18 protein-coding genes and 1 pseudogene are annotated in these 22,468 nt (G+C 65.9%); 10 read left to right on the forward strand and 9 right to left on the reverse strand.

Annotation, left to right across the window (positions count from 1 at the left end; translation table 11 throughout):
- The first annotated feature begins 125 nt into the window (after positions 1 to 125).
- A complete protein-coding gene (locus D3877_RS06430; protein ID WP_119830825.1) occupies positions 126 to 2,231 on the forward strand; it encodes a methyl-accepting chemotaxis protein in 2,106 nt (701 codons plus the stop codon).
- A gap of 401 nt (positions 2,232 to 2,632) precedes the next feature.
- Positions 2,633 to 2,953 carry a hypothetical protein gene (locus tag D3877_RS29310; RefSeq protein ID WP_147395094.1) on the forward strand — a complete coding sequence of 107 codons (321 nt, stop codon included), beginning with the start codon at positions 2,633 to 2,635 and terminating at the stop codon, positions 2,951 to 2,953.
- Between the two features lie 128 nt (positions 2,954 to 3,081).
- On the opposite strand, the pseudogene D3877_RS06435 reads toward D3877_RS29310, so the two are convergent.
- Positions 3,082 to 3,242, reverse strand: a pseudogene (locus tag D3877_RS06435) (IS5/IS1182 family transposase); the annotation flags it as partial.
- A gap of 560 nt (positions 3,243 to 3,802) precedes the next feature.
- A complete protein-coding gene (locus D3877_RS06440; RefSeq protein ID WP_119829858.1) occupies positions 3,803 to 5,482 on the reverse strand; it encodes a hypothetical protein in 1,680 nt (559 codons plus the stop codon).
- 127 nt (positions 5,483 to 5,609) lie between these two features.
- Between D3877_RS06440 and D3877_RS06445 the strand changes: the two genes are divergently transcribed.
- From D3877_RS06445 to D3877_RS06470, 7 genes are all read left to right on the forward strand, one after another.
- On the forward strand, positions 5,610 to 6,182 hold the full coding sequence (locus D3877_RS06445; protein WP_119829859.1) for a peroxidase-related enzyme: 573 nt from the start codon (positions 5,610 to 5,612) through the stop codon (positions 6,180 to 6,182).
- Between the two features lie 51 nt (positions 6,183 to 6,233).
- Positions 6,234 to 7,901: a signal peptide peptidase SppA gene (sppA, locus tag D3877_RS06450; protein ID WP_238474755.1), complete on the forward strand. Its 1,668-nt coding sequence runs from the start codon at positions 6,234 to 6,236 to the stop codon at positions 7,899 to 7,901.
- 230 nt (positions 7,902 to 8,131) lie between these two features.
- Positions 8,132 to 8,533 (forward strand): hypothetical protein, encoded by a 402-nt coding sequence (locus D3877_RS29755; RefSeq protein ID WP_158599794.1) that lies wholly within the window; start codon positions 8,132 to 8,134, stop codon positions 8,531 to 8,533.
- Positions 8,534 to 8,670: 137 nt separating this feature from the next.
- The gene (locus D3877_RS06455) at positions 8,671 to 10,659 is read left to right on the forward strand and encodes a tetratricopeptide repeat protein (RefSeq protein ID WP_158599795.1); all 1,989 of its coding nucleotides are present in this window, start codon (positions 8,671 to 8,673) and stop codon (positions 10,657 to 10,659) included.
- A gap of 427 nt (positions 10,660 to 11,086) precedes the next feature.
- Complete coding sequence (locus D3877_RS06460) at positions 11,087 to 11,515, forward strand: helix-turn-helix domain-containing protein (protein ID WP_119828928.1); 429 nt, start codon at positions 11,087 to 11,089, stop codon at positions 11,513 to 11,515.
- Positions 11,512 to 12,378: an IS3 family transposase gene (locus D3877_RS06465; RefSeq protein WP_119829861.1), complete on the forward strand. Its 867-nt coding sequence runs from the start codon at positions 11,512 to 11,514 to the stop codon at positions 12,376 to 12,378. The genes D3877_RS06460 and D3877_RS06465 overlap by 4 nt, the downstream gene beginning before the upstream one ends.
- Positions 12,379 to 12,700: 322 nt before the next feature.
- The gene (locus tag D3877_RS06470; protein ID WP_119830826.1) at positions 12,701 to 14,245 is read left to right on the forward strand and encodes an MDR family MFS transporter; all 1,545 of its coding nucleotides are present in this window, start codon (positions 12,701 to 12,703) and stop codon (positions 14,243 to 14,245) included.
- Between the two features lie 149 nt (positions 14,246 to 14,394).
- Here D3877_RS06470 and D3877_RS06475 read toward each other — a convergent pair whose 3' ends face one another.
- The 4 genes from D3877_RS06475 to D3877_RS06490 all read right to left on the reverse strand — a co-directional run bounded on the left by D3877_RS06475 (position 14,395) and on the right by D3877_RS06490 (position 19,213).
- Entirely contained in the window at positions 14,395 to 15,858 is a 1,464-nt protein-coding gene (locus D3877_RS06475) for a HAMP domain-containing sensor histidine kinase (RefSeq protein WP_238474756.1), read from the reverse strand.
- Positions 15,855 to 16,532 carry a winged helix-turn-helix domain-containing protein gene (locus tag D3877_RS06480; protein WP_119830828.1) on the reverse strand — a complete coding sequence of 226 codons (678 nt, stop codon included), beginning with the start codon at positions 16,530 to 16,532 and terminating at the stop codon, positions 15,855 to 15,857. The genes D3877_RS06475 and D3877_RS06480 overlap by 4 nt, the downstream gene beginning before the upstream one ends.
- A 55-nt stretch (positions 16,533 to 16,587) precedes the next feature.
- Positions 16,588 to 18,168, reverse strand: a complete 1,581-nt coding sequence (locus tag D3877_RS06485) for a DegQ family serine endoprotease (RefSeq protein ID WP_119830829.1) — start codon at positions 18,166 to 18,168, stop codon at positions 16,588 to 16,590.
- Between the two features lie 163 nt (positions 18,169 to 18,331).
- Entirely contained in the window at positions 18,332 to 19,213 is an 882-nt protein-coding gene (locus D3877_RS06490) for an MORN repeat-containing protein (RefSeq protein ID WP_119829862.1), read from the reverse strand.
- Between the two features lie 309 nt (positions 19,214 to 19,522).
- Between D3877_RS06490 and D3877_RS06495 the strand changes: the two genes are divergently transcribed.
- Positions 19,523 to 20,113: a nitrogen fixation protein NifQ gene (locus D3877_RS06495; protein ID WP_119830830.1), complete on the forward strand. Its 591-nt coding sequence runs from the start codon at positions 19,523 to 19,525 to the stop codon at positions 20,111 to 20,113.
- Positions 20,114 to 20,126: 13 nt separating this feature from the next.
- On the opposite strand, the gene D3877_RS06500 is transcribed toward D3877_RS06495, so the two are convergent.
- The 3 genes from D3877_RS06500 to D3877_RS06510 form a co-directional block, all read right to left on the reverse strand.
- Complete coding sequence (locus D3877_RS06500; RefSeq protein WP_119830831.1) at positions 20,127 to 20,456, reverse strand: hypothetical protein; 330 nt, start codon at positions 20,454 to 20,456, stop codon at positions 20,127 to 20,129.
- A 32-nt stretch (positions 20,457 to 20,488) separates the two neighbouring features.
- Positions 20,489 to 20,893 (reverse strand): response regulator, encoded by a 405-nt coding sequence (locus tag D3877_RS06505; RefSeq protein ID WP_119829863.1) that lies wholly within the window; start codon positions 20,891 to 20,893, stop codon positions 20,489 to 20,491.
- 201 nt (positions 20,894 to 21,094) lie between these two features.
- The gene (locus tag D3877_RS06510; RefSeq protein WP_119829864.1) at positions 21,095 to 22,465 is read right to left on the reverse strand and encodes a diguanylate cyclase; all 1,371 of its coding nucleotides are present in this window, start codon (positions 22,463 to 22,465) and stop codon (positions 21,095 to 21,097) included.
- Between the last annotated feature and the right edge of the window lie 3 nt (positions 22,466 to 22,468).

Here is a 22,468-nt window from a genome sequence, read left to right on the forward strand (position 1 = left end):
GCCTTTCGGATGATGAAGAAGGCCCCTTAGGCTGGAATGCAGGATGATCCTTATTGCCAAAGAACTAGTTCCAGGTTCCAATCCCGCCCGGCCATCGTTCAAAAAATGCTGGGGGAGTGAAAAAAATGACCGCGTTGGCGTCCTGGATGGAAGGGCTTCTTGGCAACATTCGCGTCACCCGCAAGCTGGCGCTGGCGCTGTCCATCCCGTTGATCGGCGTGATCCTTTTGTCGTCCTTCGCCATCTGGCAGCAGGGGGCGATCAGCCGCGACGCCCAGAATCTGGAAAGCGTGGCCCGCCTCTCCATCGCCATGACCGACCTTGTGCATGAGTTGCAAAAGGAACGCGGCTCCTCCTCCATTTTCCTGGGCGGCGCGAAGACCGACCAGGACCGCGCCCGGATGGACGCCATCCGCACCGGGTCGGACGCCAAACTCGAAAGCTTGCGCCCGCAATTCGCCAGCGTCTCGATCGACAACCCGCGCCTGCGCGCGGCGATGGACGGGGCCAAGGCCGCCCTGCCCCGCCTGACCGAGTTGCGGACGGCGGTCAACGCCCAATCGCTGACCTCGCTGGAGGTGGTGCGCGGTTACACCGGCCTGATCCGCGCGCTGCTCGACGCCGCCGCGCTCGCCCCGATCATCGCCAGCCACCCCGACCAAATCCTGACCGCCAACGCGCTCTTTGCCGTGTCGGAGGCCAAGGAGCGTTTGGGCCAGCAACGCGCCGTCGGCGGCGGCGCCTTCCGCAAGGACCGCTTCCCCGCCGACGCGCACGAACGCTTCGTCGAGTTGACCGGCGAATACCGGGCGCTGCTCAGCGGCCTGAAAACCAAGCTGACGCCCGAACAGGCCCGCTTCTTCGACGACACCGTGACCGGCAAGGCGGTGGAGGAGGTGGAGCGGATGCGCAAGATCGGCACCGCGTCGGCCTATGGCGCCGGAAACCAGGGTGTGGGAAGCCAGGGGGTGGGAAACCAGGGCGTGGATGCCGGAATCTGGTTCGACACCATCACCGTCAACATCGACCTGCTGAAAACCGTGGAAAACCGGCTGGCCGGGGATCTGCTGCGTCTGGCCCGGCAGGACGCCGACGCCGCCGCCAGCCGTCTCGCCGCCGTCGGGGCTGGCTTGGCGCTGCTGGTCGCCATCATGCTGACGGTCGCCTTGATCGTCGCCCGCAACATCACCGCGCCGATCCACCGCTTGAGCGACGCCATGGCCCGAATGCAGGCCGGGGAGCGCGACTTCGCCATCGTCGGCGCCCAGCGCCGCGACGAGTTGGGGATCATGGCCGCCAGCCTGGATTCCTTCCGCCTCAGCCTGGCCGAAGGCGACCGGCTGGCCGCCGAACAGGCCCGCGTCAACGCGGAACGGCTGCGCCACGCCGAACGGGTCGAGGCTCTCGTCACCCGCTTCGACACGACCATCGACAGCGTCACCGCGCAGTTGGCGACGGCGGCGGGCGGCATGCGCGGCAACGCCGACCGCATGAACCGGATCGCCCAGGACACCGAACAGCATGTGCTCTCGGTCGCCCAGGCGTCGGAACATGCGTCCAGCAACGTCCAGGCGGTGGCGGCGGCGTCGGAGGAGTTGACCGCCTCCATCTCCGAAATCGGGCGGCAGATGACCGGATCGACCGCCATGGCCGAACAGGCGGTGGCCGACGTGCGCAAGGCGTCGGGCATCATCGCCCATCTGAACGACGCCGCCCGTCAGGTCGGCGAGATCGTCGGCCTGATCCAATCCATCGCCGGGCAAACCAATCTGCTGGCCCTGAACGCCACCATCGAAGCCGCCCGCGCGGGCGAGGCCGGCAAGGGATTCGCCGTGGTGGCGAGCGAGGTCAAGGCGCTGGCCAACCAGACCGCCAAAGCGACGGAGGAGATCACCGGCAAGGTCGCCGAAATCCAAACCGCCACCAACGACACCGTGGCGGCGATCACCGACATCGGTCAGGTGGTGGGCCGGATCGAGGAAAACATCGCCGCCGTCGCCGCCGCCGTGGAGGAACAAAACGCCGCCACCGCCGAAATCGGCCGCAACGCCCAACAGGCGGCCCAAGGCACCGACGCCGTGTCCCACAGCTCCAGCGCCGTCGGCGCCCAAGCCATCCAAACCGGCGACATGGCCCGCGAGGTCCTGACCATGGCCGACGGGCTGAAGCAACACGCGGATGGGCTGCGGCAGGACGTGACGCGGTTCATTGCGGATATTCGGGGGGCGTGAAGCTAGGGGGGCTGGGCAATCGGGTAAGGGATTATAGACATAATTAGAGCAGATCGCGTTAAATCGGGATCAATGTGACGCGCGAATCGGCTCGATCAATCAAAGCTTAGAAGAGCGCCGTGCTGTTTCACATTTTAGGCACGGCGCTCTAATGGTATTTTCCATCATCCTCGCGAAGGCTGAAATCCAGGGTTCTCTAATATTCTGAGCCGAAAAGAATTTAGGAGCCGTATCATAACCCCCACTTATCAGACCATAAGGAATCCCGAATCGAAGAGGTGAAGTCCCTGAAATAACAGAACGACATACAATAGTATGCGCAGCACCAAGCAAACAAAAAGATTTGTGGACTCTTGAGTTGATTTTCTGGAAACTATATTTTCAAATTATGGAGCAGTCTTATGACAAACAATGAAGGCGGTACATATGATGCCAACCCAAGAACAAAATCTCTGCGTCCAGAAATAGATCTCACCGACCCTCAAATAGATTTGGTCAGAAGAATGAGGAGAGAGGGGACTAGCCCAGATCAAATTGCGGCTCTTACCGGATTTCCAATCGATGAAATAACTAAAGCCCTTTATAACTTAAGAACAAGCGTTAACAATCCTACAAGAATGACGATTAATGCGGATATAGAGACATACAATTTCGTCATATCTCACCAAAGGAATGACGAGACGATTGGCGAAACTTTAAGGAGATTGCTTATTGGTGAATAAATAACGATCGAAAATGATGGTATATTGCCCAATTCATCTATCTGCAAGAGTCAAACCCAGAATCGGTATGGCTGTAATTACGCCTGATCCACCAGCCTTGAGGGTATTTTGATACTGGCCACGAAAATCTAAGCGCCGGCATTTTCGATGGTTGCCTCAAAGCCCTTGTCGAGGCGGCGATTGCGGTTGAGCCAAGCAATGGTGCGCTCGATCTGCATGAGCCACGTCCCGATCTGCGCCAAGGCGGTTTCCAGCTTGGGTCAAGTGTAGTCCCGTCCGCAAAGACGTGGCCCCAACAACCGGGTCAGGAAAAAGGCGTCCAGGCGGCGGTACAGCGGTTCCCGCGCCTCCTCGCTGGGGACAAAGCGTTGGATCGCCGCGCGGTAGAATCCCACGTCGCGCGCCAGCACGGTGATTTTGCGCACCAGATACAGGTGAAACACCAAAAACAGCGGCGGCCCGGACCAGAAAAACGCCTGCAAACCCAACTCCACCCCGATCAACGGCAGCTTGATCGGGGTCAGCAGGATCAGGGCGCGGTCGGTGATCGACAGGGTGGTGAAGAACAGATAGGCCCACAGCGACAGATAGGCCAACCACTGCGTCACCGCCCGCTGGCTGGTGGAGTTGACCGACGCCTCCAGCTTCGCCAGATCCCACACGTCCGGCAGCGCCGGTTTCAGAGTCTTCAACTCAGGCGGCGATGGCTTGGCGATGTCGGCCATAAGAACGCTCGAACGGCTGGAGGATGACGCGCGGGGTTGATCTGCGCCGCTTGCCCCCCCGATCATAGAACAACGAACGCGCCGCACAACCCAATCACGCGCCCATCCGCCCCCACATCACCCCCTACGGAATCGGCGCAAAGGCCAGACAACGGCTTTCTTTCATCCGCCAGGAAATCCGAAAAACAACCCCCTCCCCGATCCGTTCAAAGGTCTGGGGCGGTTCGGCAGGGCAAGGCGTCAGCGCCATATGATAGGCTTTGATTCGCCGTGACGGCGATTGCGAACAAATACGATAAGGGGTGACGTAAAAATCCATCACCGGGTTTCGATAGCAACTGGACATGGAGAAATGATCGAGGCCCAGCAGAATGCCGGAAAGAAGCGACGCAATCCTGCCACTCTCGTCCCCAGCCCGCCATAGCGTTGGATCTGGCGGCTCCGCATCCAATTGCACCTGCGTTTCAGGTGGGGTTTCGGCGGCGATGGCCTGGGTGAGCAACCAACTCACAACCTGCATTTCGCTGCGCATCCTGTAGGGGTTGTGCAGACTTGCTGTTCCGGCCAGAATCAACAGCCCCAAACCGGCGGCGACCCAATCCAACCCCCGACGGCGACGTCCCAGTTCAACGGTCAGCAAAAGCCCGCCAACGCTGATCGGCAGGAGGGCTGCCGCGATGAAATACTTCGCCGTGTAATCGGAAGGCGGCCCCACCGTCGCCAAAAACGTCAGCGCCGAGGTGGCGCTGGCAAAAAACACAGTCAAAAAAACCGCCGCCCAAATCGACCGGCCACGCCCCGCCGCCAGACTGCCGAGCAACCCGACGAGCATCACCAACCACAGCCAGGAATTGACTCGCGCCCACTGCGCCTTCAACAGTCTGACGACCTCGAACACAGACAACAGCGGCGCCTCTTCGCGGCTTTTGGCGGCGGCGGCGAGAATCCGAAACAGATTCCCCGGCGGATAAAGCCAGAGATCCAGGACCGGCGGCAGCGCGAACACCAGCCCGACGACGCCAACGCCGATCCACACCGGGCGGGGAAAGCCCCCCACACCCTGCCGACGCCGATTCCACGCGCCCAGCAGAACCGCCAAAAGCCAGATTGGCCCGGCGATCATCGGCATCGGAATGTAACCATGAACCAACGCCGCCAAACAAAAGCTCGCCACCATCAAACCGGCGCCGGAGCCAAGAAGCGTCATCGCCACGGCGATGAGAAAGGCTAGAAACGGCGCCACCAGAACGTGAGGCATCCAAAAGACGGCAAGCAGAGATTCACCACCGCCCGACTGGACGGAAAGCTGCGCGAGAATCAGCAAAAGACTGACGCTCACCGCCGCCGCCGCCCGCCAATTGTCCGCCCCGACCCGCCGGGCCAAACCATGCGCAAGCCCGACAAACAGGCCAAGGAACAGCGCGTTGCCCGCCATCACGCCGATCAACTGCGCGCCGAACACGGATCCGGTCCACCCACCAACCAGCCACTGGCCCAGCAGGCGCACATACAAAAAGAATGGCCCCGGGTGATTGCACCAATAGGTGTTGTAATGCCCAACCAACAGCCACCCATGTTCGGCGCGCTGGGTTTGCAAAAGGTCGGAGGCGTAATCGCCAACCAGCACAACCTCGCCAACCAACGTCGCCCGATTGGCCAACACAAGCGCCACGAACAGGGCGAGCGCCGCGATGATTCCGGTCAGCGCGGCGGACGGGCCGGAGTTCCGCAATCGACGGAACAGTCCAAGCGCGGCCCAGCCGCCGCTGCGGGGTTCAGCAATCAAACGGGATGGCGCGATCATCGGCGACGATTAACACGGCGGAACGACCGGCGCCATGATCCTGGCCCCCCGCGCCAACCACGCTTTGCCTTCCCCGCCCGTCGGCGCTACCGTCCTCCGCAACCAACCAAACCAAAGGAAACGCCCGATGCCGCAGCCCGATCACGTCATGGCCCTGCCCGTTCCCGATCCCGCCACGCTGGACGAGGACCTGCGCGCGCTGTTCGACAAATGCACGGAAAAGCTGGGATTCGTGCCGAACGTCCTGCAAGCCTACAGCCTGCGCCAAAAGAAACTGCGGACCTTCGCCCAGTTCTACAACGAGCTGATGCTGGGCGAGAGCGGCCTGTCGAAGCTGGAACGCGAGATGATCGCCGTCGTCGTCTCGTCGGCCAACCATTGCTATTACTGTCTGGTCGCCCATGGGCAGGCGGTGCGCAAGCTGTCGGGCGATCCCGAATTGGGCGAGATGCTGGCGGCCAATTACCGCGTCGCCCCGCTGCCGCCGCGCCAGCGCGCCATGCTGGATTTCGCCTGGACAATGACGAAGGAGCCGTGGAGCGTCGGGGAGGATGACCGCGCCGCGCTCCGCGCCGTCGGCCTCACGGCGGAGGAGATCTTCGACGTCGCCGACACGGCGGCCTTTTACAACATGTCCAACCGGATGGCGACGGCGGTGGACATGCTGCCCAACCACGAGTACCACAAGCTGGACCGTTGACGCCACGCCACCCGCGCGACCGATCCCGCGCAACCGACCGGAGCCGCCTGGATGTTGAGGTTCTTCACCCGCCTGTTCGCCACCATCGGCCTGCTGGTTGTGGCCGCCCTGGTCGGCGGCGCGTTTCTGGCGATTCGCCACCAACCCAGCCTGCCGCGCGGCGTCGTGCTGGATCTGGACCTCACCCACAGCCTGGGCGAGGGCGGCGAGGATCGGTTGGGCGGGCTGCTGGGCCACGACGCCAGCTTGCGCGACGTGCTCGACGCGCTGGAGCGCGGGCGCAAGGATCCTCGGGTCAAGGGGGTGCTGGCCCGTCTGGGCGGCGACCAGATCGGCTTCGCCCAAACCCAAGAGCTGCGGGCCGCCATCGACCGTTTCCGCGCGTCGGGCCGCTTCGCCGTCGCCTACGCCGAAAGCTACGGCGACGGCGGGTCGGGCAACCGCGCCTTTCTGCTGGCCAGCGCCTTTGACGACGTCTGGCTGCAACCGCTGGGCATGGTCGGGCTGACCGGCCTGTCGGCGGAGGTTCCCTTCGCGCGCGGCGCGCTCGACCTGCTGGGCGTCCAGCCGCAGTTGATGCACCGGGAGGAGTACAAAAGCTTCTCCGAAACCTTCACCCAGACCAGCATGACTCCGGCCAACCGCGAGATGCTGCAAGGGTTGATCGGCGACCTGACCAACCAATTGGTGGACGGCGTCGCCAAGGGCCGCCGCCTGCCCCCCGCCGGGGTCCGCGCGGCGATGGAGCGCGCGCCGCTGCTCGACCGCGAGGCGCTGGACCTCAAGCTGATCGACCGCATCGGCTACGCCGACGAGGCGCGCGACGCCGCCCTGCAACGCGCCGGGCAAGACGCCGAACTGGTGGATCTCGCCGATTACCTGACCGTGGCGGGCGGCCCGCACGACAACGGCCCCACCGTGGCGCTGATCCACGTCGTCGGCACCATCACCGGCGGCAAGAGCGAGCGCCCGACCCTCGGCGAGATGAACGCCGGGTCCGACACCGTGGTGCGCGCCATCGAGGACGCCGCCGACGATCCCGACGTGCGCGCCATCCTGTTCCGCATCGACAGCGGCGGCGGATCGGTGTCGGCGTCGGAGGCGATTCGCCGCGCCCTGCTGAAGGCGCGCCAGCGCGGCAAGCCGGTGATCGCCAGCATGGGCGACGCCGCCGCGTCGGGCGGCTATTGGATCGCGCTGGCCGCCGACCGCATCGTCGCCTCCCCCGCCAGCCTCACCGGCTCCATCGGCGTGGTGGCGGGCAAGATGAGCTTCGGCGGCCTGTCGGAAAAGCTGGGCGTCCGCTGGGACCGGGTTCCGGCGGCGCGCAACGCCGGCATGTGGTCCACCATGCACCCCTTCTCGCCCAGCGAAGAAGACCGGATGACCGCCATCATCGACTCCACCTACGCCAGCTTCCTGGAACGGGTGGCCGAGGCCCGGCGCCTGACCCCCGACCAGACCCGCGCCGCCGCCAAGGGCCGCGTGTGGACCGGCGCGCAAGCCCGCGAGCTTGGCCTGATCGACGATCTCGGCGGCCAGGAAGAGGCGCTGACCCTGGCCCGCGCCGCCGCCGGTCTGGAAGCCGACGCCGAGGTGACGCTCGCCCCCTACCCGCCGCCGAAATCCGTCGCCGACGAGCTGCTGGATCTGCTGTCCGGCGGCAAGGGCGAACTGATCGGCGCCCTGTCCGCCGCCGCCCCCTCCGCCCGCTGCTGAGCGCGCTGTTCCCCTTGCGCGACCAAACCGGCGTCCGCGCGGCGATGCCGCCGGTCGGGCTGCGCTAGTCGGCGCGCGGCAGAAATCCACAGGCCCCCTCCCCATCTCTCCCGCGTCAGCGGGGGAGGGTTAGGGAGGGGGAACCGCGCGACGCCCTTTCCTCTCCAATCCGCAGCCTCCCCCTGCTACGATGCCACCCACACGGGAACATCGCGCCAGGGGAAAACCGCATGGACGTCATCCAAGCCGCCGCCGAAGCCGCCGCGCTGCTCCCCCCGCTGTTGCCCGCCATTCTGGATGGCGGAGCGAAGGACATCGGCAAAACCGCCGTCGCCGCCACCCTTGCCAAGGGCAAAACAATCTGGGGCCTGTTGAGCGGCGCGCCCGCCAGCGGCCCGATGATCGCCGCCGCCCAAGCCGTGGCGACCAACCCCGACGACGCGGCCCTGCACGACGCGCTGAAGGGCCAAATCATCGCCCTGCTCGCCACCAACGCCACCCTGCTGCAACAGGTCGCCCACACGCTGAACGACGGCAAAGCGGGGAACACAGTCACAGCGTCGGGGGCCGGATCGGTGGCGGTTGGCGGGAGCCTGTCCGGCTCGACCATCACCACCAACGTCGGGCGCTGACCATGACGGGGGAAACGACGGCGTCGGGTCATGGCTCGGTCGCGGCCCAAACCGTCCGTGATTCAACCATCACCACCAACGTCAACCTCCCTCCCCCACCCGCCCCGCCCAGCGCGCTCCGCCAATTGCCGGGAGACTTGCCGGAATTCACCGGACGGGCGGCGGAGTTGCTGGCGTTGACGACGGCGTTGGACCGCGACAGCGGCGCGACCGTGGCCATCACGGCGTTGCGCGGCATGGGCGGCGTGGGCAAGACCACGCTGGCCCAGCACGCCGCCCGGCGCTTGACCCACCGTTACCCCGATGGGCAGATCGTCGTCGATCTCAACGGCCACGGCGTCGGCGCGCCCACAACGCCAATTGACGCGATGCAGCGGGTGATCCGCGCCTTCACCCCCACCTTGCCGCCACTGGACGACGTGGCGCAGGCCCGCGCCATCTACCGCGACACGCTGACCGGCAAACGGGTGTTGATCTTGCTGGACAACGCCGCCGACACCGACCAGATCCGCGACCTGATTCCGCCGCCCCACTGCGGCGCGCTCATCACCGCGCGGGAGCTGGTAAAACCTGAGGGTTGCACAGAACTGCGGCTCGACCTGTTGCCGTTGGACGAGTCGGTGGAACTGCTGCGCGCCCTGGCCCCGACGGCGGCGGGGAAGGACGCCGACTGGCGCCGCTTGGCGGACCGCTGCGGACTCCTGCCGCTGGCCCTGCGCGTCGCCGGGTCGGTGCTGGCCACCGCCGAGGATCTGACCCTGCCCGGCTACCTCGCCGAATTGGCGGACGAGGCCACCCGCCCCCACCGTCTGACCCTGGACGGCGACGCCAGCGCCAACGTCGCCGCCGTGTTGAGCCACAGCCTGCGCCGTCTGGTCGCCCAAGACCCCGTCCTAGCCGCCCGCTGGCAAATCTTGAGCGTCTTCCCCGCCGATTTCGACCGCGCGGCGGCGGCGGCGCTGTGGGAGGAGTCCGCCGACAGCGCCGCGCGAGTCCTGCGCGGCCTGCTCGCCCGCTCCCTGCTGCTGTTCGATGAGACGACGCGCCGCTACCGCCTGCACGATTTGATGCGCCCGCTGGCCCGCAGCCTGTTCGAGCGCGATCCCGCCACCGACCCGTCACCGGGAGCCACCAACCGCCTCACGGCGGCGGAGGGGCGGTTTGCGATGCATTTCATGGGGGTGTTGGCGAAAGCCGACGACCTGTATCGGCGTGGCCATGACGGGGTTTCCGCCGGGTTGGCCCGTTACGACGCTGAGGCCCGCAACATCGCCACCGCCGCCGCCTGGGCCATCAACCGTGCGGAAAGCAACTCAACGGCGCAACAGGTCGCCGCGCAGCTCCCCAGCGTCGGCAATTTCATCCTTGATATTCGCCTTCATCCACGAGTGAGGATCGTTTGGTTTACCGCCGCCAATGCTGCTGCTCACCAGATGGGCAACCTACGCCTTGCTGCCAGAAATATCGAAAGTCTTGGTGACGCCTACGCCGATGTGGGCAAGACGCAGCGTGCCATTGAACTCCACCGATGCGCACTGGATATGTTCCATAGAATTGGTGATCCGCATGGTGAAGCAATTTGCCTTGGCAGCCTCGGAAAACGCTACGCAAGCTTGGGCGATTCACAAAGCGCCATCAAGCACTATCAACAAGCTCTCAAGCTATATCAGCAGATCACGGATACCACACACAATATTAGCTGCCAGCTTGGAAAGGCAATCCAACTGGCCAATATTGGCCGATCCTTTGCAGATATCGGCGACACGTTTCTTGCACTCAATTATTACAGAGAATCTCAAGATATCGCGCGGGAGATCGGCTACAGGCGTGGCGAAAGCATCCTGCTTAGCAATTTCGGCGACACCCACTCCGCTTTGGGTGAGACAGAGCACGCCACCAAACTTTATCAGCAGGCGCTCGAAATTGCGCGCGAGATCGGGGAGCAGCGCGTGGAGGGAGGCATCCTCCTCAGACTCGCAAACGCTCACGCCCAAATCGGCGATGTTGCCACCGCCATCACCTTGACCGAACAGGCGTTGGCGATCTTCGTCGCCATCGAAAGCCCACACGCCGATACCGCGCGTCAGCAACTCGCCCGACTGCGCGAAGAAGCGCCGCAAAGCTGACCGTCGGCGCGTCTCCCTCTCCCCCCGGGAGAGGGAAGGGGCCTATGCGGAGCATGGGAAGGGTGAGGGGGTTGGCGAGGAGCCATGCGGTTCGGGACGCTTGAGCGACCCCTCACCCTCCCCGCCTGCGGCGGGTCCCCTCCCTCTCCCGCGTGGCGGGCGAGGGCGATGGCGATGGCGATGGCGATGGCGGCGCGGGGATGTTCCGCGCGTCGTTGTCGAGGGCTTCGGGGCGCGTTAGGAATGATGACCTGTTTCCACGCGGAGTTCCCGCCATGCCCGCCGCTCCCAACCCGCCATCCGATCCTGTCCGCGCCCCGGTCGCCCCGTCGATGGCCGGGCCAATGGAACAAGTTGAACAGGGTTGGAATGCCCCCCAATTTTGAGACTCTGCTAAAGTGTTCCGGCTCTCTTTGGGAGAGGACGGATGGGAGAGAAGCGAAGTGTTGAGTTCAAGGTTTCTCTGGTTCGTCGGCTTGAGGCTGGCGAGCGGGTGACGGACCTCGAACGAGAAAGTGGTGTGTTCCGTTCGCAAATTTACCGCTGGCGGGCGTCTTTTGCTCGCGATGGGGAGGCTGGGTTGGAGCGCGCTCCCGGTCGTCAGCGTGGCTATCGGCGGTCAGGGGCGGTTGAGGGAACGGCGCCGGAGGTTCCTGCTCCCGGCGCGCCGTCGGAAGCTGCTTTGGCTCAGCTTGGGCCGGAGGCGCGCGCCTGGGTGTCGGCGCTTGAGCGGACGGTCGCGCGTCAACAACTGGAATTGGATTTTTTCAGCGAAGCCTTGCAGCGGGTCGAGGAGTCGCGCCGGTCGATGAACGCGGCTGGCGAGAGGGCGTCTACGCCGCCATCCAGGCGATGACGCAGCGGCAAGGCAGGCTTTCGGTGGAGCGGATGTGCGGCTTGGCCCAGGTGAGCCGGGCCGGTTTCTACCGGCATTGGCGGGAGCGCGCTCCGAGGGCGGAGGAGACGGACCTGCGCGACGCGATCCAGCGCTTGGCGTTGGCGCATCGGCATTACGGTTATCGGCGGATCACGGCGCTGCTGCGCCGTGAGGGGCGGCTGGCGAACCACAAGCGGGTGCTGAGGCTGATGCGGGAGGACAATCTGCTGAGCCTGCGGCGGGCGGCGTTCGCGCCGACGACGACGGACAGCCGTCATGACTTTCCGGTTTGGCCCAACCTGGCGCGCCGCCTGGCGTTGAGCGGGCCGAACCAGCTGTGGGTGGCCGACATCACCTATGTCCGGCTGGGCGGGGAGTTCGCCTATCTGGCGGTGGTGCTGGACGCTTGGTCCCGCCGGGTGATCGGTTGGGCGTTGGCCGACCATCTGCGCGCGGAACTGGCGCTGGAGGCGCTGGACGGCGCCTTGGCCGCGCGGGGAACGGGACCGATGGTTCACCACTCCGATCGTGGCGTCCAGTACGCCTGCCGGGCCTACATCGAGCGTCTGGAGGCCCACGGCGTCCAGCCAAGCATGAGCCGCGTGGGCTGCCCTTACGACAACGCCATGGCTGAAAGCTTCATGAAGACGCTCAAGACCGAAGAAGTCGATGGCCGCAGCTACGCCGACATCGCCCAAGCGCGCGCTTGCATCGACCGTTTCATCGACGAGGCGTACAATCGACAACGTCTCCACTCGGCCCTCGCTTACAGCCCGCCGGTCGAGTTCGAGGAAAAATCGCCGCCACCAGGGCCGGGCGGCCGCCCGGCCCTGGTGGCATGACCATGCCGGAACATTTTATCGACGTCTCAAAGATGGGGGGCGGTCCAGGGTTGGGAAAACTGTTGCACGGTGTTTCAAACGTTCCATTCGCCCGCCCCAAAGCCTCGGTCGCCCCAGCAAACCGGCCGTCGCGCGTTCCACGACGCCCCCCGTTTGGAACAGGACCGGCCCGGCGGCGGCGGACTCCGAGCGTTCCGGCGGGAGGACGTCCCCCTCCCCCATCGGCCTTTCCGGCGCGGCGGGCGCGATCGGCTGTTGCGTGGAATCGTTCCAGGCGTATGGTGTGGCCGCCTGCGGATTGCCAGAGCTTGAGACGCCGATCATGCCCGCCACCCCGACCACCACGCCAGCCGACGCCGCCCCGCCGGTTTTCTCCCACAAGGAGATCGTCAACGTCTTCAGCGGCGTGGCCTTGGCCATGCTGATGGCGGCGATGGATCAGACCATCGTGGCGACGGCCTTGCCGACCATGGCCGGCCAGTTGGGCGGGTTGGACATGCTGCCCTGGGTGGTCACGGCCTATCTGCTGGCCTCGACGACGACCACGCCGATTTATGGCAAGCTGTCGGACCTTTATGGCCGCAAGCGGGTGCTGGACGTCGCGATTTTGCTGTTTCTCGCCGGGTCGGTGCTGTGCGCGGCGGCGCAGAGCATGACTCAGCTCATCCTGTTCCGCGCGGTGCAGGGGTTGGGCGGCGGCGGCTTGATGTCGTTGGCCTTCACCATCATCGGCGACGTCGTCGCCCCGCGCGAACGCGGGCGTTATCAGGGGATGATCGGCGGCGTCTTCGCGCTGGCCAGCGTCGCCGGGCCGCTGTTGGGCGGGATCTTCACCGAAACCATCGGCTGGCATTGGATCTTCCTCATCAACCTGCCCATCGGGGCGGCGGCGCTGGTGATGACGCGGCGGGCGCTGGGCCGTCTGGCGGTTGGCCGGTCGAAGCCGACCATCGACCTGGTGGGGGCGCTGCTGCTGACCGGCGCGGTCACGGGCCTGCTGGTGGTGGCGACGCGCGGCGGCTCGCCCGGTTTGGAATGGACCTCGCCGCTGTGTCTGGGGCTGGCCGGGTTGGGCGTCGTCCTGCTCGCCGCCTTCCTGTGGCACGAGGGGCGGACGGCGGAGCCGATTTTGCCGCTGCATCTGTTCCGCCTGCCGGTGGTCGCCGTCGCCAACCCGGTGGTGGCGGTGTCGGCGATGGTGCTGTTCGCCGGGATCGTCTTTCTGCCGCTGCATCTGCAACTGGTGCAGGGGACCAGCGCCACGGCGTCGGGCCTGCTGCTGCTGCCGATGGTGCTGGGCATGACCTTTGGCGCGGTCGGCGGCGGGCGGTTGATCGCCAAGACCGGGCGTTACAAGATTTACCCGCTGGTCGGGCTGGCCCTGTCCGCCGCCATGTATCTGGCGCTGGGGCTGCTGCCGCAGGTGGCGGGCGATGGGCTGTGGTCCACCGTGATCCTGGTGCCGCTGGGCTTTGGGCTGGGGCTGGTCATGCCGGTGATGACGGTGGCCGTGCAGAACGCGGTTCCGCACCGCGATCTGGGGGCGGCGACCGCCTCGGTCGGGTTTTTCCGCTCGCTGGGCGGGTCGGTCGGCGTCGCGGTGTTCGGCGCGGTCTTCAACGCCGCCGTGTCGGATCGGCTGAGCGGGGCCGGACTGTCGGGCCGCGCGGTGCTGGAGCATGGCGCCTCGGCCCTGGTCGGGCTGCCCGACGCGGTGAAAGCCGGGGTGCTGGCGACGCTGGAGCATGGCTTCGCCACGCTGTTCCTGCTGGCCGCCGGGTTGGCGGCCCTGTCCTTTGTGATGACGCTGTTCCTGGTCGAGCTGCCCTTGCGCTCCGCCACTTCGCCAAAGGTCAAGACGGCGTAAAGGCGCATAGGCGAAGCGGCCAGTTGGCGCGGACGGGATTCATCCCCATATGGGTTTCGAGTGACGCAAGGATTTGCGGTCATCTCGCTGATGACTTGACGGCCCGCCGGAAACGGCGGGCCTTCTTTCTGTCATCAGTTTTTGGCCCCTCAGCTTTTGGCGTCGGCGGGAAAGACCAGGGCGACGCGCAAGCCCGGCTGATTGTCCGACAGCTCCAGCCGCGCCCCGTGCAGCGAGGCCACCGCGTCCACCAGACTGAGGCCCAGACCGTTGCCGGGCGACGCGCGCGCCGCGTCCAGCCGCACGAAGCGTTGCAGCACCTTGGGCCGCTCCTCCGCCGGAACGCCGGGGCCGTTGTCGGCGACCGTCACCCGCGCCGCCTGCCCGGCGGCGGCCCCGTCCAGCCGCAGGGTGATGGTTCCCCCCTCCGGCGTGTATTTGATGGCGTTGTCGAGCAGGTTGGACACCGCCTGCGCCAGCAACTGGCCATTGCCGCGCACGACGACCGTCTGGGGCGCCACCCCCTCGGCGATCTCCATCGCCAGACGCTGGCCGCGCTCCTCGGCCACCGGCTCATACAAATCGGCGGCGAGTTGGACCACATCGACCAGATCGATCGCCGTAAAGTCGCTGCGCTTGGCCCCGGATTCCGCCTCGGCGATGGACAGCAGGGCGGTGAAGGTGGCGATCAGCCGGTCGGCCTCGCCAATGCTGTCCTGCAAGACGCCGCGATAGACCTCGGCGTCGTCGGTGTCGTGGATCAGCGCCAGTTCGATGCGGGAGCGCAGGCGGGTCAAGGGCGTGCGCAGGTCATGGGCGACGCTGTCCGTCACCTGCCGCATGCCGGTCATCAGCCGTTCGAGGCGGTCCAGCATGGCGTTGAGGTTGCCCGCCAGACGGTCGATCTCGTCGCCGCCGCCAAAGCGCGGCACCCGGTCGCTGAGGTCGCCCGCCATGATCTGGCGGGTGGTGCGGTTGATCGCCTCGATCCGCCGCATGGCCCCCCGGCTGACCAACAGCCCGCCGCCCAAGCCCAGCATCGCCGTGGCGGCGATGATCCAGCCCAGCGAACGCACCATGCGGTCGCTCAACTGGTCCAACTCGCTCATGTCGCGCCCGACCAGCAAACGGAAATGCCCCGGCAGGGTGAAGGTCATCGCCTGCGCGGTGGACGGGCGGTTGCTGACGCCGCTGGTGTCGGCCACCTTGAAATGGATCCAGCCGGTGTCGCTCAGCGCCACGTCGGGCCAGCGCGACAGGTTGCCCGCCAGAACCGCGCCGGTCGGCGTGGTCAGCAGATAAATCGCGTTGTTGTTGACCACCGCGCTGCGCCCGCGCACCAGATCGACCAGACCGGGCAAGCCGTATTTGGTGTAATGGTCCTGGAACGCCCCGACCTCCAGCGCCACCGTTTCGCCGATCTCCTCGGTGAGGAAACCGGCGGTGGTGCGGTAGACGACGACCAGGATCAGCACGACCGAGCCGACGAACAGCGCAAGATACAGGGCCGACAGGCGGACGGCGGTCGTGCGCAGCATCCGCGCCGCCGCCGCCACGCATTGCTTGATCCGCCCCGGCTTGACCGCGCAATCCCCCGGGGCCGCCGCCGTCACGAAGCCGCCCGCAGGCTGTACCCCGCCCCGCGCACGGTGTGGATCAAGGGCGTCGGAAAGTCCTTGTCGATCTTCTGACGCAGCCGGGCGATGTGGACGTCGATGACGTTGGTTTGCGGGTCGAAATGATAATCCCAGACATTTTCCAGCATCATGGTGCGCGTCACCACGCTGCCCGCGTTGCGCATCATGTATTCCAACAGGGCGAACTCGCGCGGCAACAGCTCGATGGGTTTGCCCGCGCGCTTGACCCCGCGCGCCAGCAAATCCAGCTCCAGATCGGCGACGGCCAGCTTGGTTTGCGGTTGCGCCGCGCCGCGACGGCGGACCAGAACCTCGATCCGCGCCAGCAGTTCGGAAAAGGCGAAGGGCTTGGTCAGGTAATCGTCGCCCCCCGCCTTCAGCCCCTTCACCCGATCCTCGACGCTGCCCAGCGCCGACAGGAACAGCACCGGCGTGTCGTTGCCCGCCGCCCGCAGCACCTGGACCAGCGACAGCCCGTCGCGCCCCGGCAGCATGCGGTCGACGACCATCACGTCGTAATGCTCGCCCCCGGCCAGATAGAGACCCTCTTTGCCGTCGTTGGCGACGTCGACCACATGCCCGGCCTCCTTCAACCCCTTGGCGAGGTAGCTGGCGGCCTGCTGGTCGTCTTCAATGACAAGGACTTTCATGTCCATCAGTGTAGCCTCCCCAAACCGCCGGGCCAAGCGCGGGCGCGTCGGTTGGTCACGCCTTCAGCTTCAAAGCGACGAAGGTTTCGTTGCCCTGGCGGTTGATGAGGACCAGCACGGCCTTTTGCCCGGCCTTTTCCGCCTCCGCCACCTTGCGGGAGACGTCGGCGGGAGTCTTCACCGCCTCGTCGCCAACGCGAACGATGACGTCGCCGGTGCGGATCGGGGTTTCCGTCTTGGGGGCCAGCCCGGTGACGATCACGCCCTTGACCGCCTCATCAACGCCCAGCTTCTTGCGGGTGGCCGCGTCGAGCGTCGCCAGCTTCAGCCCCTGCACCGCCTCGCTCGCGGGGGCGGAGCGGTCGCCCTTGCCCTCCTCGGCGGAGGCGACTTGGGTGTCGGCCAAACGGTCGATGTGGACAGCCACGGTCTTTTCCCGGCCCTGGCGAATGATCTTGAGGTCAACCGTTCCACCGGCCTTGGTTTCCGCCACCCGGCGGGTCAGATCGCGCAGCGCGTCCACCGGCTTGCCGTCGTAGGACAGGATCACGTCGCCCTGGTGCAGACCGGCGCGGGCGGCGGGGCTGTCCGCCGTCACCTCGGCCACCAGCGCGCCCTTGGCGCTGGGCAGGCCGACGCTGTCGGCGATTTCCGGCGTCACCTCTTGGATCTTCACGCCCAGCCAGCCGCGTTCGACCTTGCCGTTTTCCTTCAACTGGGCGACCACGTCCTTGGCCAGATTGGACGGGATGGCGAAGCCGATGCCGACCGAGCCGCCGTTGGGCGAGTAGATCGCCGTGTTGATGCCGATCACCCGGCCCGACAGGTCAAAGGTCGGCCCGCCGGAATTGCCCCGGTTGATCGCGGCGTCGAGCTGGAAATAATCGTCATAGGGGCCGCTGTGGATGTCGCGGCCACGGGCCGAGACAATGCCCTTGGTCACGGTGCCGCCCAAACCGAACGGGTTGCCGACCGCCATCACCCAATCGCCAACGCGGGTTTTGGCGCTGTCGGCCCAATCGACCGACGGCAAGGGCTTGTCGGATTTGACCTTCAACAAGGCGAGGTCGGTCTTGGCGTCGCGGCCCACCAGCGTCGCGGGCAGCGCCGTGCCGTCCTGAAGCGTCACGGTGATCTCGCTGGCCCCGTCGATGACGTGGTTGTTCGTCACCACATAGCCCGCCGGGTCGATGATGAAGCCGGAACCGAGCGCGCCGGTCTTGCCGCGCGGGCCGCCGCCGGGGGGAGTCGCCGGACCGCCATCCTCCTCCTCGTCCGGGGCGTTTTGGCTCTGCTGGTCCTGGAAGCGACGGAAAAACTCCTCGAACGGCGAACCGGGCGGGAAGGCGGGCATGCGCGGCTGGGCGCGGGCGGCGGGCTTGGCCTCTTGCGTGGCGGCGATGTTGACGACGGCGGGGCTAACCGCCGCCGCCAGATCGGCGAAGCTTTTGGGCGCGACATCCATTTGCACAGCGGCGGGCGGCGAGACCTGGGCGTGGGACGCGGCCCATCCGGCCAGCGCCGGGCCGGTCAACACCGTCGTGCCGAGCAGCAAAGCGACAACCGCCCGGCGCAAGCGCTGCGGGCGCGACGGGGTGGCGGCGGCAAAGCGGGCGGTGGAAACGGTGGTCGTCATGCGACTGCACTCCATAGCGGGCGTCTGGGGGCCGAAAGACCGAAGCCTTTCGGCGATGGAAGCCACACTACAGCGCGCCCGCTCACCAGCGCCTTGCCGGTGGATGAAATGTTTTTCAGGCAGCGTGTCGGAATTAAGGCGCCGCCGCCTTGGCCCTGCGCGACTATGGCTTCAACGACAGCGGTTTGCCGACCGGCTCCAACACCGGCTCGGGCAAGGGCGGCGGCAGAGTGCGGGGATCGACCGAGGCGGAAACTGGCGCCGCCGTTGACGGAGCCGCCGGGACAGCGGGCGGAGCAACGGTTGCAGTGGGCAGTGGCGCGACGACCGGAGCCGGGGCCAGCGCCGTTGGCCGCTGAACCGGAGCCTTGGGCGCGGCCATTGGTTTGGAAACCACAGGCGCGGCGGACGGAGGGGCCGGAACAGGCGGCTGAGGCAGCGGAGCCAAAGCCGCCGCGCCGTCCAACGGCGCGCCCGCCGTGATCCGCCAATCCTTGTCCACCAGCGGCGCGTAACGTTTGCCATCGGCGGCGCTGAGATACGCGCCATCGCCCGTGGGACGGTTGCGCTCGAACCGACCGACGTAGCGGTCGCCGTTCGGCAAGGTCAGCGTGCCTTCTCCGGTGCGGTGGTCAGCCTTCCAATCGCCGTCATAGCGGCGGCCATCGGTCCAGACGAAGCGGCCCGGCCCATCGGCCAGACCATCTTTGAAGGTTCCGGTGAAGCGGCGGCCATTCTCCCACAGGATTTCACCCGCCCCCTGGGCGCGTCCGGCGACGAAGGTGGCCGTTTGCCGCCCCTCCAGGCGGGCGCCGCTGTACCAGGACAAAACCCCCACCCCATCGGCGTAACCGTCCTTGCACGGGCCTTCCCACGCCACCGTCTTGCGCGCGTCGGCGTAGGAATCCCAGACTTGGCAGCCCTGGCGGGTGTCCGCGACCAAACGCTCCGCCGCTACGGCGTCCGCCGTCACCCCTGCCGACATCAGCCCGGCGACAAAAACCACGACCAACGTCGAAATGCCCCGCCCCGTCACGCGCGCCATGCGCCGTACTCCCTTCCGCCTGCAATCCTGTGATGTTGGGCGGTCAGGATAGGAACCCCCACGCGTCGCACCAACCGTCGATGCTGCATTGCAGCGATGTTGCGTCGCCCCATCCTAGCCTCAGCCTCCGACCGTCAAGCCTTAAATGGTGATGATCCTTTGTTCAAACAGCCCAGAAATTCAGCACTCTCCCGCCATCGCCCCAGAGATGAGGCGAAATGCCGCAGATCGTGGATGTTGGGGAGATCTTCGCACACGCAGCATTGTGCGCCACCATGCCTCCACCGACCATCTCCGGTGGAGCGCGCCATGCCCAAATCAGCCACGGCCAGCCCCCTCGACAACGCGACCGGGACCGACCGGATGATCTTCGGGCGCGTCCTCGATCTGGCGATCAGCGATCCGCTGCGCAGCTTGCCCGCAGCCCTGGCCCTGAGCCGAGAGGATTTGCGCGCGCTGGCCGCCCGCCACGCCCCCCAGCATGAAACAACCATCGCCGCCCTGCCCGACACCGGCCTCGACGCCAGCGACGACGCCATTGAAGAGGCTGATTTGCGCGCCTTCCTGGTCGACCATGGCGCGCGCGGAGCCGAGGAGGAGCGCTGGCTCGCCGCCATCCTCGCCCGCCGCTCGCTGGAGCCGAACCATCTCTGGCAGGACATGGGGTTTCATGACCGGGGAGAGCTGAACGCCATGTTCCAGCGTCATTTCCCGGCCTTGGTCGCGGCGAACGCCAACGACATGAAATGGAAAAAATTCTTCTACCGGCAGCTTTGCGAACGCGAAGGGCTGCTGCTGTGCAAATCCCCCAACTGCGAGGTTTGCGAGGATGTCGATGTCTGTTTCGGCGAGGAATCCGGCGATCCGTTGACCAGTCTGGCCCGCTTGGCGCGCGGCTGACGCGTTTGGATCGTCAGCGCGGCTGCGCGCCCAGATCCTCGAACACCAGGCCCTTGGCGCCCGTGTAAAAGCGCCCCTTGCCGTTCACCGTCATTTGCGGTTGGCCGGGTTGCGGCGAAAAGCTGGCGGCGTAATAGCAATCAAGCTGATCGGGCTTGTCCTTGGCCGCGACGCACCCCTGCTTGCGAAAGACGTCGAACGCCCGGAAGACCACACCCTGGCGTTCCAGAGCGCGGCGGGTGTGTCCCTCCACCAGAGCGCGCATCTCGGCTTCGGACGGTTCACCCGAACATCCGGACAAGGCGGGCAGGCACAGCGCCAGCGCGGCCAACGCGCGTTTCATCGCCGAACTCAGCACCCGTCCCTCGCGGACCGTCACCGACCGCCGAGCAGGCGGTCCACCCGCTCCTTCAGCGCGGCGAAGGAAGGTGGCTTGACGACAAAGCCGTTCACCCCCAGCGCCATCGCCTGCTTCACGATTTCGGATTCGGTGTGGTTGGTCAGGAACACCACCGGGGCGTTCGGGTTGGCGACCTGGCCGCTGGCGCGGAGTTGCGCCAAAAATTGCAAACCCGACACCGGCCTCATGTCGATGTCGCACACGATCAAATCAGGGTTGGTGCGGATGCATTCCTGCATGCCGGTTTCGCCATTGTCGGCTTCCGTCATGCCCTGGAAACCAATCTGCGTCAGGATCTGCACGATGGTCCGGCGGACGAAGGGCTGGTCTTCGATCACGAGGATGCGGAACTGTTCGTAACTGACCGGCTGCTTGTCCATACACCGCTTCTCCGCCAAGCCCACCCGCGCGAATATTTTCCTGCGGGTTGAGCGCGTTGTCTCTTTCGTAACCACTCGCAGCATCACTGATACTGTCTGACGCGGCAATCGGCAACCGCTGTACGGTTACAAACCTTGCAATATGGTTTTTCGCTTGAAAGCGTCCTTCCATGAAAAGCACGGTCGCTCACCCCGATGCGGTCAGCCCGCCAGAGAGGGTGACGCGCTGGTCTCGTCAAAGATCTCCACCCGATTGCGTCCATGGGATTTGGCGACGTAGAGCGCCCGATCCGCCCGGCTCAACACCCGCTCAATGGACATGTCGTCCTCGCCGCACACGGCGATGCCGATGCTCACGGTCATGTGCAGCACGCCGTTCAGACAGGGAATGTCGGTGGCCGCCAGTTGTTCGCGCAGGCGTTCGGCCACATCCCGCGCGGCGGCCAGCCCGGTTTCGGGCAGGAGCACAGCGAACTCCTCGCCACCCAACCGCCCGATATGGTCCGTGTCACGCAATTCCGCCCGGCAAACGGACGCCAGTCGGACCAGAGCCTGATCGCCAACCGCATGCCCATACTGATCGTTGATCGATTTGAAACGGTCGATGTCCAGCATCAGCACCGACACGGGATGACCATAGCGCCGCAAGCGCGCGATCTCGACATCCGCCAACTCCCAAAAGCGGCGGCGGTTGCACAGGCCGGTCAACGGATCGGTGGTGGCCATGCGGCGCAACTCCGTTTCCACCCGCTTGCGCTCCGACACATCGCGGATGACGGCGGTGTAAAGCAGCCCTCGGGCATGGTGCAGTTTGGCGATCGACACCTCGGCGGGAAACTCCCGCCCGTCACGAGTCAGCCCGACAACCTCGCGACGCGTGGCCATCAAGCGGGACTGCACCGGCCCGGCGCCGAACTCGGCGATGCTGGCCTCATGCGCGGCGCGCAGATGTTCCGGAATCAATAGGGACAGCGGGCGTCCGACAATGTCGATGGCCTCATAACCGAACAGCCGCTCCGCCGCCTGATTGAACAGGGTGATGGTCAGCGCTTCATCAGCGGTCAAAATCGCGTCCTGGGCCATCCCGATGATGCCCTGCAACCGCTCTTCCGACAGGCGCAGCTCTTCCTCAAGCCGTTTGCGGGCGATGGCGTGTTGGATGGCCCGCCACATCAGCGGTCCGTCCGTCTGCCCCTTGACCAGATAATCCTGGGCGCCGGTCTCCAGGATTTGCAGGGCGAAATCCTCGTCGTCAAAGCCGGTCAACACCACCAAGGGCAACGACGGAACATCCGCGTGCAGACGACTGACGGTTTCCAGACCAAAACTGTCGGGCAGCGACAGATCGAGCAACACCACATCGCCAACGTTGCGGTGCAACCATGCCTGCGCCTCGCGCAAGGACGTGACCCGCGTCACCGTGGAGCGCCGCGCGTAGGGGCGCAACGCCCGCACGACCAGCGTCGCGTCGGCGTCGTCATCCTCAACCAGCAAAATGGCGGTCAGTCGGTCAACCGCTGTATGCGCGTTCGCGCCACCCGGATGAGAGGGCGGATTCTCGGGTTTGGTCATGGA

Origin of the sequence: Azospirillum cavernae (assembly GCF_003590795.1) — a bacterium.
Classification (GTDB): Bacteria; Pseudomonadota; Alphaproteobacteria; order Azospirillales; family Azospirillaceae; genus Azospirillum; species Azospirillum cavernae.

Coding starts and splice junctions, on each gene's coding strand:
- D3877_RS06495 (WP_119830830.1), top strand. CDS start 19,523: ATGCCCAAATCAGCCACGGCCAGCCCCCTCGACAACGCGACCGGGACC.
- D3877_RS06465 (WP_119829861.1), top strand. CDS start 11,512: ATGACGCAGCGGCAAGGCAGGCTTTCGGTGGAGCGGATGTGCGGCTTG.
- D3877_RS06510 (WP_119829864.1), bottom strand. CDS start 22,465: ATGACCAAACCCGAGAATCCGCCCTCTCATCCGGGTGGCGCGAACGCG.
- sppA (WP_238474755.1), top strand. CDS start 6,234: ATGTTGAGGTTCTTCACCCGCCTGTTCGCCACCATCGGCCTGCTGGTT.
- D3877_RS06445 (WP_119829859.1), top strand. CDS start 5,610: ATGCCGCAGCCCGATCACGTCATGGCCCTGCCCGTTCCCGATCCCGCC.
- D3877_RS06485 (WP_119830829.1), bottom strand. CDS start 18,168: ATGACGACCACCGTTTCCACCGCCCGCTTTGCCGCCGCCACCCCGTCG.
- D3877_RS06460 (WP_119828928.1), top strand. CDS start 11,087: ATGGGAGAGAAGCGAAGTGTTGAGTTCAAGGTTTCTCTGGTTCGTCGG.
- D3877_RS29310 (WP_147395094.1), top strand. CDS start 2,633: ATGACAAACAATGAAGGCGGTACATATGATGCCAACCCAAGAACAAAA.
- D3877_RS06490 (WP_119829862.1), bottom strand. CDS start 19,213: ATGGCGCGCGTGACGGGGCGGGGCATTTCGACGTTGGTCGTGGTTTTT.
- D3877_RS29755 (WP_158599794.1), top strand. CDS start 8,132: ATGGACGTCATCCAAGCCGCCGCCGAAGCCGCCGCGCTGCTCCCCCCG.
- D3877_RS06470 (WP_119830826.1), top strand. CDS start 12,701: ATGCCCGCCACCCCGACCACCACGCCAGCCGACGCCGCCCCGCCGGTT.
- D3877_RS06440 (WP_119829858.1), bottom strand. CDS start 5,482: ATGATCGCGCCATCCCGTTTGATTGCTGAACCCCGCAGCGGCGGCTGG.
- D3877_RS06430 (WP_119830825.1), top strand. CDS start 126: ATGACCGCGTTGGCGTCCTGGATGGAAGGGCTTCTTGGCAACATTCGC.
- D3877_RS06500 (WP_119830831.1), bottom strand. CDS start 20,456: ATGAAACGCGCGTTGGCCGCGCTGGCGCTGTGCCTGCCCGCCTTGTCC.
- D3877_RS06480 (WP_119830828.1), bottom strand. CDS start 16,532: ATGAAAGTCCTTGTCATTGAAGACGACCAGCAGGCCGCCAGCTACCTC.
- D3877_RS06505 (WP_119829863.1), bottom strand. CDS start 20,893: ATGGACAAGCAGCCGGTCAGTTACGAACAGTTCCGCATCCTCGTGATC.